This is a genomic window from Paractinoplanes lichenicola (assembly GCF_016785085.1).
GTDB lineage: Bacteria > Actinomycetota > Actinomycetes > Mycobacteriales > Micromonosporaceae > Actinoplanes > Actinoplanes lichenicola.
Map to the genome: position 1 here is coordinate 217,074 of NZ_JAENHO010000005.1, position 13,599 is coordinate 230,672.

The 13,599-nt window shown below is 71.6% G+C and carries 13 protein-coding genes; 3 read left to right on the forward strand and 10 right to left on the reverse strand.

Annotated features, from left to right (window positions below):
• The first annotated feature begins 85 nt into the window (after positions 1-85).
• Both JKJ07_RS18420 and JKJ07_RS18425 read left to right on the forward strand, forming a co-directional pair.
• Positions 86-1,207 carry an FAD-dependent monooxygenase gene (locus tag JKJ07_RS18420; RefSeq protein ID WP_202992823.1) on the forward strand — a complete coding sequence of 374 codons (1,122 nt, stop codon included), beginning with the start codon at positions 86-88 and terminating at the stop codon, positions 1,205-1,207.
• 39 nt (positions 1,208-1,246) lie between these two features.
• Positions 1,247-3,847, forward strand: a complete 2,601-nt coding sequence (locus JKJ07_RS18425) for an ATP-binding protein (protein WP_202992824.1) — start codon at positions 1,247-1,249, stop codon at positions 3,845-3,847.
• On the opposite strand, the gene JKJ07_RS18430 is transcribed toward JKJ07_RS18425, so the two are convergent.
• The 8 genes from JKJ07_RS18430 to urtA are packed head-to-tail and all read right to left on the reverse strand — an operon-like array spanning position 3,844 to position 11,450.
• Positions 3,844-4,401 (reverse strand): TetR/AcrR family transcriptional regulator, encoded by a 558-nt coding sequence (locus JKJ07_RS18430; RefSeq protein WP_202992825.1) that lies wholly within the window; start codon positions 4,399-4,401, stop codon positions 3,844-3,846. The two genes, JKJ07_RS18425 and JKJ07_RS18430, sit on opposite strands and share 4 nt — an antisense overlap.
• On the reverse strand, positions 4,398-4,964 hold the full coding sequence (locus tag JKJ07_RS18435; protein ID WP_202992826.1) for a TetR/AcrR family transcriptional regulator: 567 nt from the start codon (positions 4,962-4,964) through the stop codon (positions 4,398-4,400). The genes JKJ07_RS18430 and JKJ07_RS18435 overlap by 4 nt, the downstream gene beginning before the upstream one ends.
• Positions 4,964-6,640, reverse strand: coding sequence for a purine-cytosine permease family protein (locus JKJ07_RS18440; protein WP_202992827.1), 1,677 nt, complete (start codon positions 6,638-6,640; stop codon positions 4,964-4,966). The genes JKJ07_RS18435 and JKJ07_RS18440 overlap by 1 nt, the downstream gene beginning before the upstream one ends.
• 56 nt (positions 6,641-6,696) lie before the next feature.
• Complete coding sequence (locus tag JKJ07_RS18445) at positions 6,697-7,380, reverse strand: ATP-binding cassette domain-containing protein (protein ID WP_202992828.1); 684 nt, start codon at positions 7,378-7,380, stop codon at positions 6,697-6,699.
• 1 nt (position 7,381) lies between these two features.
• Positions 7,382-8,158 (reverse strand): urea ABC transporter ATP-binding protein UrtD, encoded by a 777-nt coding sequence (gene urtD, locus JKJ07_RS18450; RefSeq protein ID WP_307834318.1) that lies wholly within the window; start codon positions 8,156-8,158, stop codon positions 7,382-7,384.
• Positions 8,155-9,267: an urea ABC transporter permease subunit UrtC gene (urtC, locus tag JKJ07_RS18455; protein WP_202992829.1), complete on the reverse strand. Its 1,113-nt coding sequence runs from the start codon at positions 9,265-9,267 to the stop codon at positions 8,155-8,157. The genes urtD and urtC overlap by 4 nt, the downstream gene beginning before the upstream one ends.
• Positions 9,264-10,148 (reverse strand): urea ABC transporter permease subunit UrtB, encoded by an 885-nt coding sequence (gene urtB, locus JKJ07_RS18460; protein WP_202992830.1) that lies wholly within the window; start codon positions 10,146-10,148, stop codon positions 9,264-9,266. Before urtB ends, urtC begins: the two co-directional genes overlap by 4 nt.
• Before the next feature lie 6 nt (positions 10,149-10,154).
• Positions 10,155-11,450 carry an urea ABC transporter substrate-binding protein gene (gene urtA, locus JKJ07_RS18465; RefSeq protein ID WP_202992831.1) on the reverse strand — a complete coding sequence of 432 codons (1,296 nt, stop codon included), beginning with the start codon at positions 11,448-11,450 and terminating at the stop codon, positions 10,155-10,157.
• 411 nt (positions 11,451-11,861) lie between these two features.
• Between urtA and JKJ07_RS18470 the strand changes: the two genes are divergently transcribed.
• Positions 11,862-12,671: a class I SAM-dependent methyltransferase gene (locus JKJ07_RS18470; protein WP_202992832.1), complete on the forward strand. Its 810-nt coding sequence runs from the start codon at positions 11,862-11,864 to the stop codon at positions 12,669-12,671.
• Here the strand turns inward: JKJ07_RS18470 and JKJ07_RS18475 are convergent.
• Both JKJ07_RS18475 and JKJ07_RS18480 read right to left on the reverse strand, forming a co-directional pair.
• Positions 12,668-13,114 carry an SRPBCC family protein gene (locus JKJ07_RS18475; protein ID WP_202992833.1) on the reverse strand — a complete coding sequence of 149 codons (447 nt, stop codon included), beginning with the start codon at positions 13,112-13,114 and terminating at the stop codon, positions 12,668-12,670. The two genes, JKJ07_RS18470 and JKJ07_RS18475, sit on opposite strands and share 4 nt — an antisense overlap.
• 67 nt (positions 13,115-13,181) lie before the next feature.
• Complete coding sequence (locus tag JKJ07_RS18480; RefSeq protein ID WP_236029457.1) at positions 13,182-13,577, reverse strand: protein-tyrosine phosphatase family protein; 396 nt, start codon at positions 13,575-13,577, stop codon at positions 13,182-13,184.
• Between the last annotated feature and the right edge of the window lie 22 nt (positions 13,578-13,599).

The following is a 13,599-nucleotide window of genomic DNA, read 5'->3' on the forward strand; positions in this document are numbered from 1 at the left end:
GAACGGCCCGGCCCGAAAGGCGGCAACCACAGGATATCCGGGTCCTTCCGCGGTGAACCGTTCACCGACGCAGGAAGGAACCACCATGTCCGCAATCCGCACCGCCGTCGTCATCGGCGGTGGCATCGCCGGGCCCGTCGCCGCGCTCGCGCTGCGTAAGGCCGGTCTCGAGGCGACCGTCTTCGAGGCCTACGACTCCTCGGCCGACGACGTCGGCGGCACCCTCGCCGTCGCGGCCAACGGCCTGGCCGCCCTCGAGCTCGTCGGGGCCGCCGACGCTGTCCGCGCCGTGGCCCAGCCCGCCGACCGCCAGGTGATGAGCGTCGGCGGCCGCACGATCACCCTGCCCGGGGTGGCGGCGCCGCACGTGATCCGGCGCGGCGATCTGCACCGCATCCTGCGGGACCGGGCCGGCGTGATCGCGGGCAAGCGGCTGGTCTCCGCGACCGAGCACGATGGACAGGTCACGGCCGCCTTCGCCGACGGCACCACGGCCACCGGCGACATCCTGATCGGCGCCGACGGGGTCCGCTCCACCGTGCGCCGCCTGATCGACCCGCACGCGCCCGGCCCGCGTTACACCGGGATGATCGCGGTCGAGGGCCACTCGACGGCCGAGGTCGACGTGGCGCCGGGCACGATCACGTTCGCCTTCGGCCGGCGCGCCTATTACCTGTATTGGCCCGCGCCCGGCGGCGGCACCACGTTCGGGCTCAACGTGCCCCGCCCGGCCGGCTTCACCACCGACGACTGGCCGGGCCTGCTGCGCGAGGTCTACGGCGACGACTCGCCCGGCGCCGAGCTGATCGCGCACGCCGACCAGCTGCAGGTCACCGGGCCGCTGCACATCATGCCGCCGGTGCCGCGCTGGCATCGCGGCCGCCTGGTGCTGACCGGCGACGCCGTGCACGCCCCGTCCAACTCGTCGGGTCAGGGCGCCAGCCTGGCCATCGAGAGCGCGATCGTGCTGGCCCGCTGCCTGCGCGACGAGGCCGATGTCGAAAAAGCCTTCCGCACGTACGAGTCCCTGCGCCGGCCGCGCGTGGAGGCGATCGCCGCGCAGGCCGCGAAGGTCAACCACGCCAAGGTGCCCGGCCCGGTCGCGCGCGCCCTGCTCCCGTACGTGATGCCGGTGTTCTTCCGGCTCTTCGGCGGGCCCGACAAGGTTCTGCGCTACCGGATCGACTGGGCCGAACCTGTCCGATAGGCGCTAGGCGGGGCCGATCGCGGCTGCTTAGCTGGGCGCGTGACTCCGCTTCTGGAGCGCTCGGCCGAGCTGCGTGCCCTCGACGCCCTGCTCGCCGGCTGCGCCGCCGGTGGGCGGGTCGCCGTGGTCAGCGGGGAGGCCGGGGCGGGCAAGTCCACGCTGGCGGCCGCGTTCGCCGAGGCGGTGGGGCCGCGCGCGCAGATGTTGTGGGGCGCCTGCGATCCGTTGCTGACTCCGCGCGCGCTCGGGCCGCTGCACGACATCGCGCGGCGGCTCGGCGGGCGGCTGCGCGAGCGGATCGCCGACGGGCCCCGCGGTGAGGTCTTCGACCTGTTGCTGGAGGCGCTCGACCGGCCGCCGCAGGCCGCGCGGCCGGTGGTCGTCCTGGAGGATCTGCACTGGGCCGACGAGGCGACGCTCGACATGGTGGCGTTCCTGGGGCGGCGGCTGGCGTTGTGCCGGGCCCTGCTGCTGATCACCTTTCGCGACGACGAGATCGGCCCCGACCACCGGCTGCGCACCGTCCTGGCCGGGCTGCCGCCGGGTCTGGTGCGGCGGATCAGCCTGCCCCCGCTCAGCGCGGACGCGGTGGCCGAGCTGGCCCGTGACGCCGGCCGGGCGGCGCCGGGTGTGCACGCGATGACCGGCGGCAACCCGCTTTTGGTGACGGAGGTGCTGGCCGCGCCGGCCGAGGGCGTTCCCCCGACCGTACGGGATCTGGTGCTGAGCCGTCTGGCCACGCTGACCGGGAACGCTCGCGAGGTCGCCCAGCTGGTGTCGGTGGTGCCGTCGCGCGCGGGCCTGGAGCTGCTCGGCGACCGGCTGGCCGAGGTCGACGAGTGCCTGGCCCGGGGCGTGCTCACCGCGCGCGGCGGCGGCGTCGCGTTCCGCCACGAGCTGCTGCGGCGCGCCGTCGAGCAAAACCTTTCCCCCGTACGGCGTCAGGCCCTGCACGCCGAGATCCTGAGCGTCTATGAGGGACGGCCCGGCGTCGACCCGGCCGCGCTCGTGCACCACGCCCATCACGCCGGCGACCCCGGGGCCGTGCTGCGCTGGGCGCCGATCGCCGCGCGCCGGGCCGCGTCGCTGGGGGCGTACAAGCAGGCCGCCGCCCATTACGAGCTGGCCCTGCCGCTGGCCGCGGAGCATCCCGTACGGGATCGGGCGGCGCTTCTCGAGGAGTATTCGGTCGCGGCCTATCACGGCGGGCTGACCGAGGCCCTCGACGCCAGCCGGGCCGCGCTGGCCCTGCGCACCGAGCTCGGCGAACCCGTGCCGACCGGGGTCGCGCTGCGCTGGGTGTCCCGGCTGAGCTGGTGGAACGGCCGCCCCGACGAGGCCCGCGGGATCGGCTTCCGGGCGGTCGAGGTGCTCGAGCGGCAGCCGCCCGGGCCCGAGCTGGCCGCCGCCTACAGCAACCTGTCCCAGCTTTTCATGCTGCGCGACGAGAACGGCGCGGCGATCGAGTGGGGCATGCGCGCGACCGAGCTGGCCCGGCGGCTGGGCGACTTCGACACCGAGGTGCACGCGCTGATCAACATCGGCTCGGCCCGGCTGCACCTGGGCGACCCGGCCGGCGTCGGCGACCTGCGCCGGGCCCACGAGCGGGCGGTCGCGGCCGGGCTCGACGACCACGCCGGGCGCGCCCTGACCAACCTGGCCAGCAGCGCCGTCGACTGGTTCGACCTCGACCTGGCCGAACGGACCCTCGACCGGATCATCCCGTTCCTGATCGCCCGCGACCTCGACGGCTACACCCGCCACCTGCTCGGCCACCGCGCCCGCGTGCAGCTGGCCCGCGGCGACTGGGCGGCGGCCGCCGACGACGCCGAGCAGGCCCTGACCGGCCCGGCCATGCACGGCGGGGGCCTGGTGCCGGCCCTGGTCGCGCGGGCGTCGCTGCGGGTGCGGCGCGACGAGCCGGGCGCCCTCGACGACGCGCGGCGGGCCACCGAGCGCGGCTACCCCACGGGCGAGTCCCAGTTCTTCTGCCCGCCCGCGGCCGTGCTGGCCGAGGCGTACTGGCTGGCCGGCGATCACGCGGCGGCCGCCGCCGAGGCCCGCCGGGGGCTGACGGTCGCGCTGCGGGCCGAGCAACCGTGGTTCATCGGCGAGCTGGCGTTCTGGCAGTGGCGCGCGGGTGCCGGCCCCGGCCCGGCCGCGCACCGCGGCGGCGACCCGTCCCTCGCCCCGCCGGGCACGGCCGAGCCGTTCCGCCTGCTGATCACCGGCGACTGGGCCGGCGCGGCGGCCCGCTTCACCGAACTGGGCAGCCATTACATGGCCGCGTGCGCCCTCGCCCACGGCGACGGGTCCGCGGCGGCCGAGGCCCTGCGCGTCTTCGACCGCCTGGGCGCGACCGCCCCGGCCCGGCAGCTGCGCGCCTCGCTGCGCGAACGCGGCCTGCCGGTGCCCCGCGGCCCGCGCGCCACCACGGCCGCCGACCCGACCGGTTTGACCGGCCGCCAGCGCGAGGTGCTGAAGCTGCTGGCCGAGGGTCAGAGCAACGCCGACATCGCGACCCGCCTCACCCTGTCGGCCAAGACGGTCGACCACCACGTCTCGGCCGTGCTGGCCAAGCTGGGCGTCTCCTCCCGCGGCAAGGCCGCCGCCGAGGCCCGCGCCCGCGGTTTGCTTTAGGTGCGGGCGCGGATGCTGTCGAGCACCGCTTCGGCCGCCCACGCGGCGGCGTCGGCGATGTCGCGCCGATCCATGCCGAACTCGCGGCGGAACGTCACCCACGTCCCGGCGGAGTCGAGGTGCGACAGCGCCGCGATGACCGCCGTGCGCCGCGCCGGGTCAAGCGCAGGAACCTCGGCGTCCAGCAGCCGCTCGAGGTGTGCCCGGCCGGGCGAGGGCGCCGCGCCGCTCACGCCGCGCATGGCCGTCTCGGCGACGACGTGCGCGAGCTCCGGCCGCTCGTCGTACCGCTGCATCGCGTCGCGGATCGCGAGGGGGATGTCAAAGATCGAATGCGACTCCTCGCGGGTGAACAGCGTCGCCTCGATCCACGCCGCGGTCGCCAGCAGCAGGTCGACGCGGGTGGGATAGTTGCGGAACACCGTGCGCTCGGCGATGCCGGCGCGGCGCGCGATGACCCGGTACGACACGTCGTCGCTGCCGACCTCCTCGATCAGCTCGGCGTAGGCGGCGAGGATGGCCGTCTGCGTGCCGCTCAGCTCCGGGACGGTCACGCTTCCGCCCACGCCGGGTCGGGGATCTTGGCCAGCACGGTGTCGACGGCGCGGTCGAACGCGTCGCAGATGTCGCCGGCGTCCAGGTCGAAGCCCGTGCGCAGGCGCGCCCAGAACATCGCCGACGAGAAGTAGCGCAGGGACGCCGCGACCCGCCGCCGGTCCCGCCGGTTGAGCGCCGGCGCCGCCACGTCGAGCATCGCCTCGATCGCCCGGGTGATGTAGGCCGGCTCGGTGTCGATCGTCGGCGAGATCGCGGACGCCCGGGCGCCGACGTACGCGTACGCGGGCAACGTGTCGAACGCCCGGAAGCGCTCGTGCACGGCGGCGCGGAAGTCGGCCACGGTCACGAACGGCGGCAGCGGGAAACGGGTCTGCTCGATCCAGTTCGAGAGCGCGGCGAGCAGGTGCGCGCGCGTGGGGTACTGGCGGTAGATCGTGCGCTCCGAGATGCCGACCTCGTCGGCGAGGGCACGATAGGAGATGTCGTCGAACATGCGCTCGCGCAGCAGCACCGCGGCGCTCGCGAGAATGGCGGTCGCGGTGTCGACCGGCTCGTCCATCACGTTCCCCTCTTCCGGGCGGTCGCCCAGCGCGGGGGCCCGGTGACTTCCGGCGGGAGCACGTAGCGGTCGGAATCGTCGAGTGTGAGTGCCAGCGACGAGACGTACTGCACCTGGCCGTGCGGCCCTCTCTCAGCCGAGGCCAGCATATCCGGCCGCTCGAACGTGTAGCCGGTGACATGACAGCGGAGTCGCTCGCCCGAGGGGTTGCCGTCCTCGTCGAACCGGGGGGAGTCGATGCCGTCGGAGCGGCGGCGCAGGTAGTAGCGCCCCCGCGTGGCGACGGCCATGACCGGCGTGGCCACGACGGCGACGCCGATCGCGATGAGCACCGAGAACGGCTTGACGGCGGCGCCGAGCAGCCCGGCGAACGCGAGCAGCGACAGCACCGAGGCGAGCCCGACCGACACGGGCCCCACCGGGTTCCAGTCGTGCAGCATGCCGCGCCGGAACTCGGGGTAGCGCGGCGAGATGCGCAGCACCCACTTGTTGATGGCGATGTCGGTGGCGATCGTCACGAGCCACGCCATGACGACGTTCGCGTACAGGCTCAGCACGAAGGTGATCAGGGTGAAGACGTCCAGCATCATCAACACGTACGCGATCACGAGGTTGAACAGCACGAAGATCGTACGGCCGGGGTAGTGCTTGGCCACCCGGGTGAAGACGTTCGACCACGCCAGCGAGCCCGAATAGGCGTTCGTGACGTTGATCTTCACCTGCGCGACCACGATGAGCACGACGGCGAGGATGATCGCGAGCCAGTCGGGGATCAGGGTCTGATACATCCCGACGAACTGCTTCACCGGTTCGGCCGCGCGGTCCCCGAGCGCGGGTTCGACTCTCACCAGCAGGTAGACGGCGAGGAACACCCCGATCACCTGCTTGGTGCCGCTGAAGACGACCCAGCCCGGGCCGGAGAACACGAACGACGTCCACCACGAGCGGGCGTTCGACCGCGTACGCGGCGGCATGGCGCGGAGGTAGTCGATCTGCTCCGCCAGCTGCGGCGTGAGGGCGAAGCACACGGCCGCGCTCGAGACCACGGCGCCGAAGCTGACCGAGCCGTCGGAGTCGCCGGTGAACGACGTGAAGGCGCGCACCGACTCGGGGTCGGAGACGAGGATCCACAGCAGCGGCAGCAGGGCCAGGGCGAGCCACAGGGGTGTGGTCCAGAACTGCAGGCGCTCCAGCGCACGCATGCCGTAGATGACGATCGGGATCACGACGACGGTCGAGATGAGGTAGCCGAGCCACAGCGGCAGCTCCGTCGCCACCTGCAGCCCCTGCGCCATGATGGCGCCCTCCAGGGCGAAGAAGATGCAGGTGAAGCCGGCGAAGATCACGGTCGTGATCACCGAGCCGTAGTAGCCGAATCCCGAGCCGCGGGCGATGAGGTCGAGGTCGAGGTTGTAGCGGGCGGCGTAGTAGGCGACGGGCACGCCCACGACGAGGATGATGACCGACGCGAACAGGATGCCGAGCACGGCGTTGCCGGTGCCGTGGTCGATGCCGATGCTCGCGCCGATCGAGAAGTCGGCGAGGAAGGCGATGGACCCGAGGGCGGTCGCCCCGACGGACGCCGCACTCCAGCGCCGGAAGGTGCGCGGCACATAGCGGAAGGCGTAGTCCTCGAGACTGTCCTCCGCGGCCGCGCGTGCGTTGTCCGTCGACATAGGGCATCGTCGCCGTCCGGTGTTACGACGGCATTGCGGGCGTGGGTCACGGCGGCTCAGATCGCCATGGCGGCTCGCACGCTGGGGGTGGCGGCCGAACCGCCCTCGCCGGTCTGCGCGACGAAGCCCGAGGCGAGCACGACGTAGTGCTCGGCGGCCTCGAGGGCGAAGCCGATGTGCTGCTCGACGAGCAGCACGTGGATGCCCTCGCCGGCCAGCTGCATGATGGTGTGCTCGATCTCGGCGACGATCGTGGGCTGGATGCCCTCGGTCGGCTCGTCGAGGATGAGCAGCTTGGGCTCGGTGATGAGGGCGCGGGCGATCGCGAGCTGCTGGCGCTGCCCGCCCGAGAGCAGGCCCGCCTTGCGGGTGGCGAACTTCTCCAGGGCGGGGAAGCGGGCCAGCTGCGCGTCGATCAGGGCCTTGCCGCGCCGGCGCCCGTCGGCCACGAGCTGCAGATTCTCCATGGTCGTGAGCTGGCCGAACGCCTGCTGACCCTGCGGCACGTAGGCCATGCCGCGGGCGACGCGCTGGTGGGGAGCGAGCGACGCGATGTTCTCGCCGTCGAACACCACGCGGCCCCTCGACGGCTTGATGAGGCCGATCGCGAGACGCAGCAGGGTCGTCTTGCCGGCGCCGTTGTGGCCCAGCACGGCCACCACCTTGCCGGTCGGCACCGTCACGCCGTGCAGCACCTGCGTGCGTCCGTAGCCCGCCTCGATATCGGTGAGCTCGAGCATGTCAGTCCTCCCTTTCGAGCACGACTGCCATGGCGGCAGTGGTGGCGGCGCCCGCGGTGCCGAGGTAGACCTCCTGCACCTTCGGATCGGCCTGCACCTCGGCCACCGTGCCCTGCGAGAGCACCTGGCCCTGGTGCAGCACCGTCACCCGCGTGGCGAAGCGGCGCATGAAGTCCATGTCGTGCTCGACCACGAGCACGATGCGCTTGGCCGCGATGCGTTGGAGCAGCTCGCCGGTCGCGGTGCGCTCGTCCTGGCTCATGCCGGCGACGGGCTCGTCGAGCAGCAGCACCCGCGCGTCCTGCACGAGCAGCATCGCGATCTCCAGCCACTGCTTCTGGCCGTGCGACAGGATGCCGGCGGGCGTGGCGAGCTCGCCGGTGAGGCCGGTCTCCGCCAGCGCGTGCTCGATCGACGCCCCGACGCCACGCCGGGCCCGCAGCAGCGAGGCCGAACGGCGGTGGCGTCCGGCGGCGATGTCGAGGTTCTGCAGCACGGTGAGCTCGTCGAAGACGCTCGCGGTCTGGAACGTGCGGCCGACCCCGAGCCGGACGATCTTGTGGACCGGGCGGCCGAGCAACTCCTGGTCGCCGAGCCGCGCCGAGCCGGTGCCCCTGGTCAGCCCCGTGATGGCGTCGATGCAGGTCGTCTTGCCGGCGCCGTTCGGGCCGATGAGGAACCGGACCTCGCCGGGGTGCGCGTCGAAGGAGACGCCCCCGACCGCGACGAAGCCCGAGAACTCGACATGCAGATCCGTGACAACGAGTGCGTCGGTCACGATCGCACCTCTTCCAGCTGTGCGGGGGCGATCGCCGGGGCGGGCCGCTCGGCCGGGCTCCGGCGCGCCCGCCTCATCAACTTGGCCGGCAGCGACGACAGCCCGTTCGGCAGGAAGAGGATGACGACGACGAACAGCAGACCGAGCAGGTAGGTCCAGCCGTCGGGCCAGGTCGAGCCGAGGCTCGACTGTCCCCAGCCGACCGCCATCGCGCCGAGTGCGGGGCCGAAGAGCGACGCGCGGCCACCCAGGGCGACGCCCGCGATCATGAGGATCGAGGCGGCGGCGCCGATCTCGGCCGGGGTGATGATGCCGACGATGGGCACGAACATCGCTCCGCCGATGCTGGCCATCAGCGCCGAGACGACGAAGGCGACGAGCTTGACGTTGGCCGGGTCGTAGCCGAGGAAGCGCACCCGTTCCTCGGCGTCCCGGGTGGCGACCAGCAGCTCACCGAAGCGGCTGCGATAGAGCTGCCACACCGCGAGCAGGCACACGATGAGCAGCGCGGCCGCGATGAGGTAGACCATCAGCCGGTTCGCCGGGTCGTTGAGCACGAAACCGAAGAAGTACTTGAAGTCGCTGAGCCCGGTGTCGCCGCCGGTCTCGCGGATCGTGGAGCTGATCAGCGTGGCCAGCGCGACGGCGAGCGCCTGCGTCAGGATCGCGAAGTACGCACCCTTCACCCGGCGCTTGAACAGCGCGTAGCCGAGGGCGCCGGCCACGACCACCGGCAGCAGCACGATCGCCAGCAGGGTGAACCCCGCACTGCGGAACGGCTCCCAGAACACCGGCAGCGGCGCGAGCGGATCGTAGAGCACCATGAACCCGGGGACCCGGTCACCGGCGGTCTCCAGGGTGAGGTGCATGGCCATCGCGTAGGCGCCGAGGGCGAAGAACACCCCCTGCCCCATGGCCAGCATCCCGCCCCGGCCCCAGGCCAGGCCGATGCCGACGGCGGCGATGGCCCAGCAGCAGTATTTGCCGAGGTTGTTGAGCCAGTGATCGGTGAGCACGAGGGGAGCGATCGCGAGGAGCAGGACGGCGAACACCGCGATGCCGCCGAGGGAGAACCATGGCTTCAGCCCGGTCGTACGAGGTTTGGTCATGCCAGACTCCTGGTTCGCACCGTGAACAGGCCCTGCGGGCGCAGTTGCAGGAAGACGATCACGAGGATGAAGGCGAGCACCTGCGCCAGGCTGCCGGTCGTCCAGTAGGCGAAGAACGCGAGGGCGACGCCCACCGCCCAGGCGGCGACGATGGTGCCCTTGAGCTGGCCGATGCCACCGGCGGCGACGACGAGGAAGGCCGGGATGATGTATTGCGCGCCCATCTGCGAGTTCGTGCCGCCGATGAGCGACGCGGCCACGCCGGCCACCCCGGCCAGGCCCGACCCGACGAAGAAGGTGAGGCGGTCGATGCCGCGGGTGGAAATGCCCGTGGTCTCGGCGAGGTCCCGGTTGGCGACGGTCGCCCGGATGCGGCGGCCGAACGGGGTGTACTTGAGCCAGGCCGACAGCGCGGCGACGCAGACGGTCGCGAGCAGGATGGTGAACAGCTGCCGCAGCGGCCAGCCGTAGCCGAGGACGGTCAGCTGCCCGTCGAGCCAGCCGGGCTTCTCCACCGGCACGCCCTGGGACGGGAAGATCTGCAATGCCGCCTGCTGCAGGATCAGGCCGACGCCGACCGTGACGAGCAGGGTGTCGAGGGGCCGGCGGTACATCCAGCGGATGATGGTGACCTCCAGCAGGAGGCCGAACAGGCCGGCGACGACGAAGGCGACCGGCAGCGCGACCGGGATCGACAGGTTGCTGGCCGTGATGACCTGCTGGACGAGGTAGGCGGCGAAGGCGCCGATCATGAGGAACTCGCCGTGGGCCATGTTGATCACGCCCATCTGGCCGAAGGTGAGCGAGAGGCCCAGCGCGGCGAGCAGGAGCAGCGCGCCTTGGGCGCTGCCGTTCAGCAGTGGTGCGATCAGTGCGTCCACGTGCGATCAGCCCGCCGCGTCAGTGAGCTGCTTGCGGATGTCGGCCGGGAACCAGTCGTAGCCCTCGAGGTAGGGGTCGGGCTCGATGAACGCGTCGGAGGCCCAGACGATGTCGAACTGGTTGCTGGAGTTGATTTTGCCGATGTGCCCCGGCTTGGCGATGTGGTGGTTGTCGCCGTCGAGCGTGACCTTGCCCTCCGGCGCGTCGAACGTGATGGGCTTCGCCTTCGCCGCGGCGTTGACCGCGTCCACATCGAACGAGCCGGCCGCCTCGACGAGCGCCTTGTACAGGTACATCGAGATGTAGGCGGCCTCCATCGGGTCGGAGGTGACACCGCTGCTGTTGGGGTAGGCCTTCCAGCTCTCGATGAACTTCGGGTTGGTGCCGGTCTTCAGTGACTGGAAGTAGTTCCAGGACGCGTACTGCCCGGTGACCTCGTGGCCCATCGCCGGCGCCTCCTCCTCGGCGATCGACACCGAGATGATCGGCGTCGTCGCGGCCTTGAGGCCGGCGTCGTAGTACGCCTTGATGAAGCCGACGTTCGACGAGCCGTTGATGGTGTTGAAGATGAAGTCGGGCTTGGCCGCCACGATCTTCGCCACCTGGCTGGTCCAGTCGTCCTTGTCGAGGGGCACGTACTCCTCGCCGACGATCTGGATGCCGAGCTTGGCCGCGTACAGCTTGATGATCGCGTTCGCGGTGCGCGGGAAGACGTAGTCGCTGCCCGCGAGGAACAGCCGCTTCACCCCCTGGGCGGCGAGGAAGTCCATCGCCGGGATGATCTGCTGGTTGGTGGTCGCGCCGGTGTAGTAGATGTTCGGCGACGACTCGAGACCCTCGTACTGCACCGGGTAGAAGAAGAGGCCGTTGTTCTTCTCGACGACCGGCTTCACGGCCTTGCGCGAGGATGAGGTCCAGCCCCCGAAGATCGCGGCGACGCAGTCCTGGGTGAGCAGCTTCTCGGTCTTCTCCGCGAAGGTCGGCCAGTCGGTGGCGCCGTCCTCCTGGACGTACTCGATCTTCTTGCCGAGGATGCCGCCACCGGCGTTGATCTCGTCGGCGGCCATGTGCAGCACGTTGGAGACGGTCTTCTCGGAGATCGCCATGCCGCCGGTAAGGGAGTTGAGGAAGCCGAGCTTGACGCTGTCGCCGGACGTGTCGACGCAGCTGGCCGCCGCGGACGACCCGGCACCGGCCGCTTCGTCACCGGCCCGGGCACCACAACCGGCGAGCAGGGCCATGGTCGTCGCGATGGCACCCGTGGCTACGAGCGCGCGCTTCCGCTTACTGGTGGAGGACATAGAGGAGACTCCGTTCCGGCTGCCGCTAGTGAGAGCAGACTGGCCCGGAGTCATTACTTTGACATTTCTCGACTGTTCCAACTCTGTAGCCGACGAGCCGCCCCGGCGCAGAACTCCTGCATTTACGCGGAGATCAACGGAGCGGCGATGTCAAAGTTCTGCCACCTCCACGAGGAGTCGCGACGCTCATGGCACGGTTCTGACATGCCGGCAGGCCGGTGAAGTCCCCGGCGAAGCTCGCCGGCAGCGTCGGGGCCAGGGCCGCGCCGAAGAGGGCGAGCTGGAGGTGGGCCGGGTCTCGGCCGTGCCGCCGATGCGCCGGCGATTCGCGCGCGCTCTGGGGAACTGATCCGCCCAACATAGGGAGCCTTCCCCATGTGCCGGGGGCCGCCGATTTCTAGCGTCGATGGCATGACAGAGCTGATTCTCGAAGGACTCAAGGCCAAGCAGCAGAAGACCTGGGCCAGTGGCGATTACGGCGCGGTGGCCACCCTGATCCACCCGATGGCCGAGGAGACGGTGCAGGCGGCCGATCTCACGCCGGGGGCGGAGGTGCTGGACGTGGCGGCCGGCACCGGCAACGCCGCCCTGGCCGCGGCCCGGTGCGGCTGCCGGGTGACCGCTTCCGACTACGTGCCGGGGCTGCTGGCCCGGGCCCGGGAGCGCGCCGACGCCGAGCGCCTGCCGCTGACGACCGAGATCGCCGACGCCGAGCATCTGCCGTACGCGGCGGGCCGTTTCGACGCCGTGCTCTCGGTGGTCGGTGCGATGTTCGCCCCCGACCAGGAGCGCACCGCGGCCGAGCTGACCCGGGTGTGCCGCCGCGGGGGCACGATCGCGATGGCCAACTGGACGCCTGACGGCTTCATCGGCGAGATGTTCCGCACCGTGGGCCGCCGGGTCCCGCCGCCGCCCGGCATCCGCGGGCCGGTCGAGTGGGGCAGCGAGGCCCGCGTCCGCGAGCTGTTCGGTGACCGGGTCACCGACCTGCGCACGGTCCGCCGCGAGTTCGTGTTCCGGTTCACCTCACCCGAGCACTTCGCCGACTATTTCCGCGAGTATTACGGCCCGACGCTCAAGGCGTTCGAGGCGCTGGGCCCCGACGGCGGCAAGCCGCTCTACGACGACCTGGTCGCCCTGGCCGGCCGTTACAACACGGCGACCGACGGCACGGCCCGCATCCCGTCGGCCTACCTGCGGATCGTGGCGACCCGGGCCTAAGGCGCGGCGGGGGTCAGGCTGTTCAGCGCCTGGGTCAGCGCGGCCGCGCCCAGGTTGCCGACCTTCTCGAACTCCATCTTGATCAGTCGCGAGGCCAGCTTGGCCAGCCCATGCATCTCGAGCTCGACCCGATAGGTGACCTCGCAGCCCGACGGGGCCGCCCGCACGACCACCGTGTCGACGCAGGTGGCCCCCTCGTTGCGCCCGTGGAACAGCAGCCGCCCGGGCTCGGAGGCGACCAGCGTGTAGGTCAGCTCGGTGGTGATGCCGAGCAGCCGGCACACCTGCCGCCAGCTGACACCCGGCACGATCGGCCCGGCGCCGTGCCGGATCGACTGGCGGACCACCGGATCCCACACCGCGGTGTTGCCGAAGTCGGTCAGGTAGCCGAGCGCCAGCGGCGGGGCGGCGTTCACGGCCAGGCTGCGCTCCACGACGATCATGAGTCCCCCCAGGCGTCGACATGCCGCTCCAAGACTAATGGCCGTTTCTGATCATGGGGCGGGTTTCCTAACGGGTGAAGGAACGCACGAATTTTCGCTGCCAGGGCGTCTCGACGGCCCGCGGATGGTAGTGCTCCCGCACATAGGCCACCGCCTCGTCTGCCGGGACCCCGTCGATGACGGCCACGCAGGCCAGCGCGGTTCCCGTGCGTCCCCGTCCACCCCCGCACGCCACTTCCACCCGCTCCCCGGCCGCCCGCTCCCACACTTCCCGCAAGACCTTTCCCGCGTACGCCGGGTCGGCGGGAAGCCGGAAGTCGGGCCACCGGATCCACCGGCTAGCCCAGCCGAACTCGGGCGGCGCCGAGCCCAGCAGGTAGGCCCCGAAGACCGGCGGGTGCCCCGACGGCATCGGCTCCCGCAGTCCCCGTCCCCGCACGAGCCGCCCCGACGGCAGTCGCATCACTCCGGTCTCGCCGGCCACC

Excerpts from the sequence above, each read along its gene's own strand:
- JKJ07_RS18445 (WP_202992828.1), bottom strand. The coding sequence starts at position 7,380 with ATGCTCGAGCTCACCGATATCGAGGCGGGCTACGGACGCACGCAGGTG.
- JKJ07_RS18440 (WP_202992827.1), bottom strand. The coding sequence starts at position 6,640 with ATGTCGACGGACAACGCACGCGCGGCCGCGGAGGACAGTCTCGAGGAC.
- JKJ07_RS18475 (WP_202992833.1), bottom strand. The coding sequence starts at position 13,114 with ATGATCGTCGTGGAGCGCAGCCTGGCCGTGAACGCCGCCCCGCCGCTG.
- JKJ07_RS18435 (WP_202992826.1), bottom strand. The coding sequence starts at position 4,964 with ATGGACGAGCCGGTCGACACCGCGACCGCCATTCTCGCGAGCGCCGCG.
- JKJ07_RS18470 (WP_202992832.1), top strand. The coding sequence starts at position 11,862 with ATGACAGAGCTGATTCTCGAAGGACTCAAGGCCAAGCAGCAGAAGACC.
- JKJ07_RS18420 (WP_202992823.1), top strand. The coding sequence starts at position 86 with ATGTCCGCAATCCGCACCGCCGTCGTCATCGGCGGTGGCATCGCCGGG.
- JKJ07_RS18480 (WP_236029457.1), bottom strand. The coding sequence starts at position 13,577 with ATGCGACTGCCGTCGGGGCGGCTCGTGCGGGGACGGGGACTGCGGGAG.
- urtC (WP_202992829.1), bottom strand. The coding sequence starts at position 9,267 with ATGACCAAACCTCGTACGACCGGGCTGAAGCCATGGTTCTCCCTCGGC.
- urtA (WP_202992831.1), bottom strand. The coding sequence starts at position 11,450 with ATGTCCTCCACCAGTAAGCGGAAGCGCGCGCTCGTAGCCACGGGTGCC.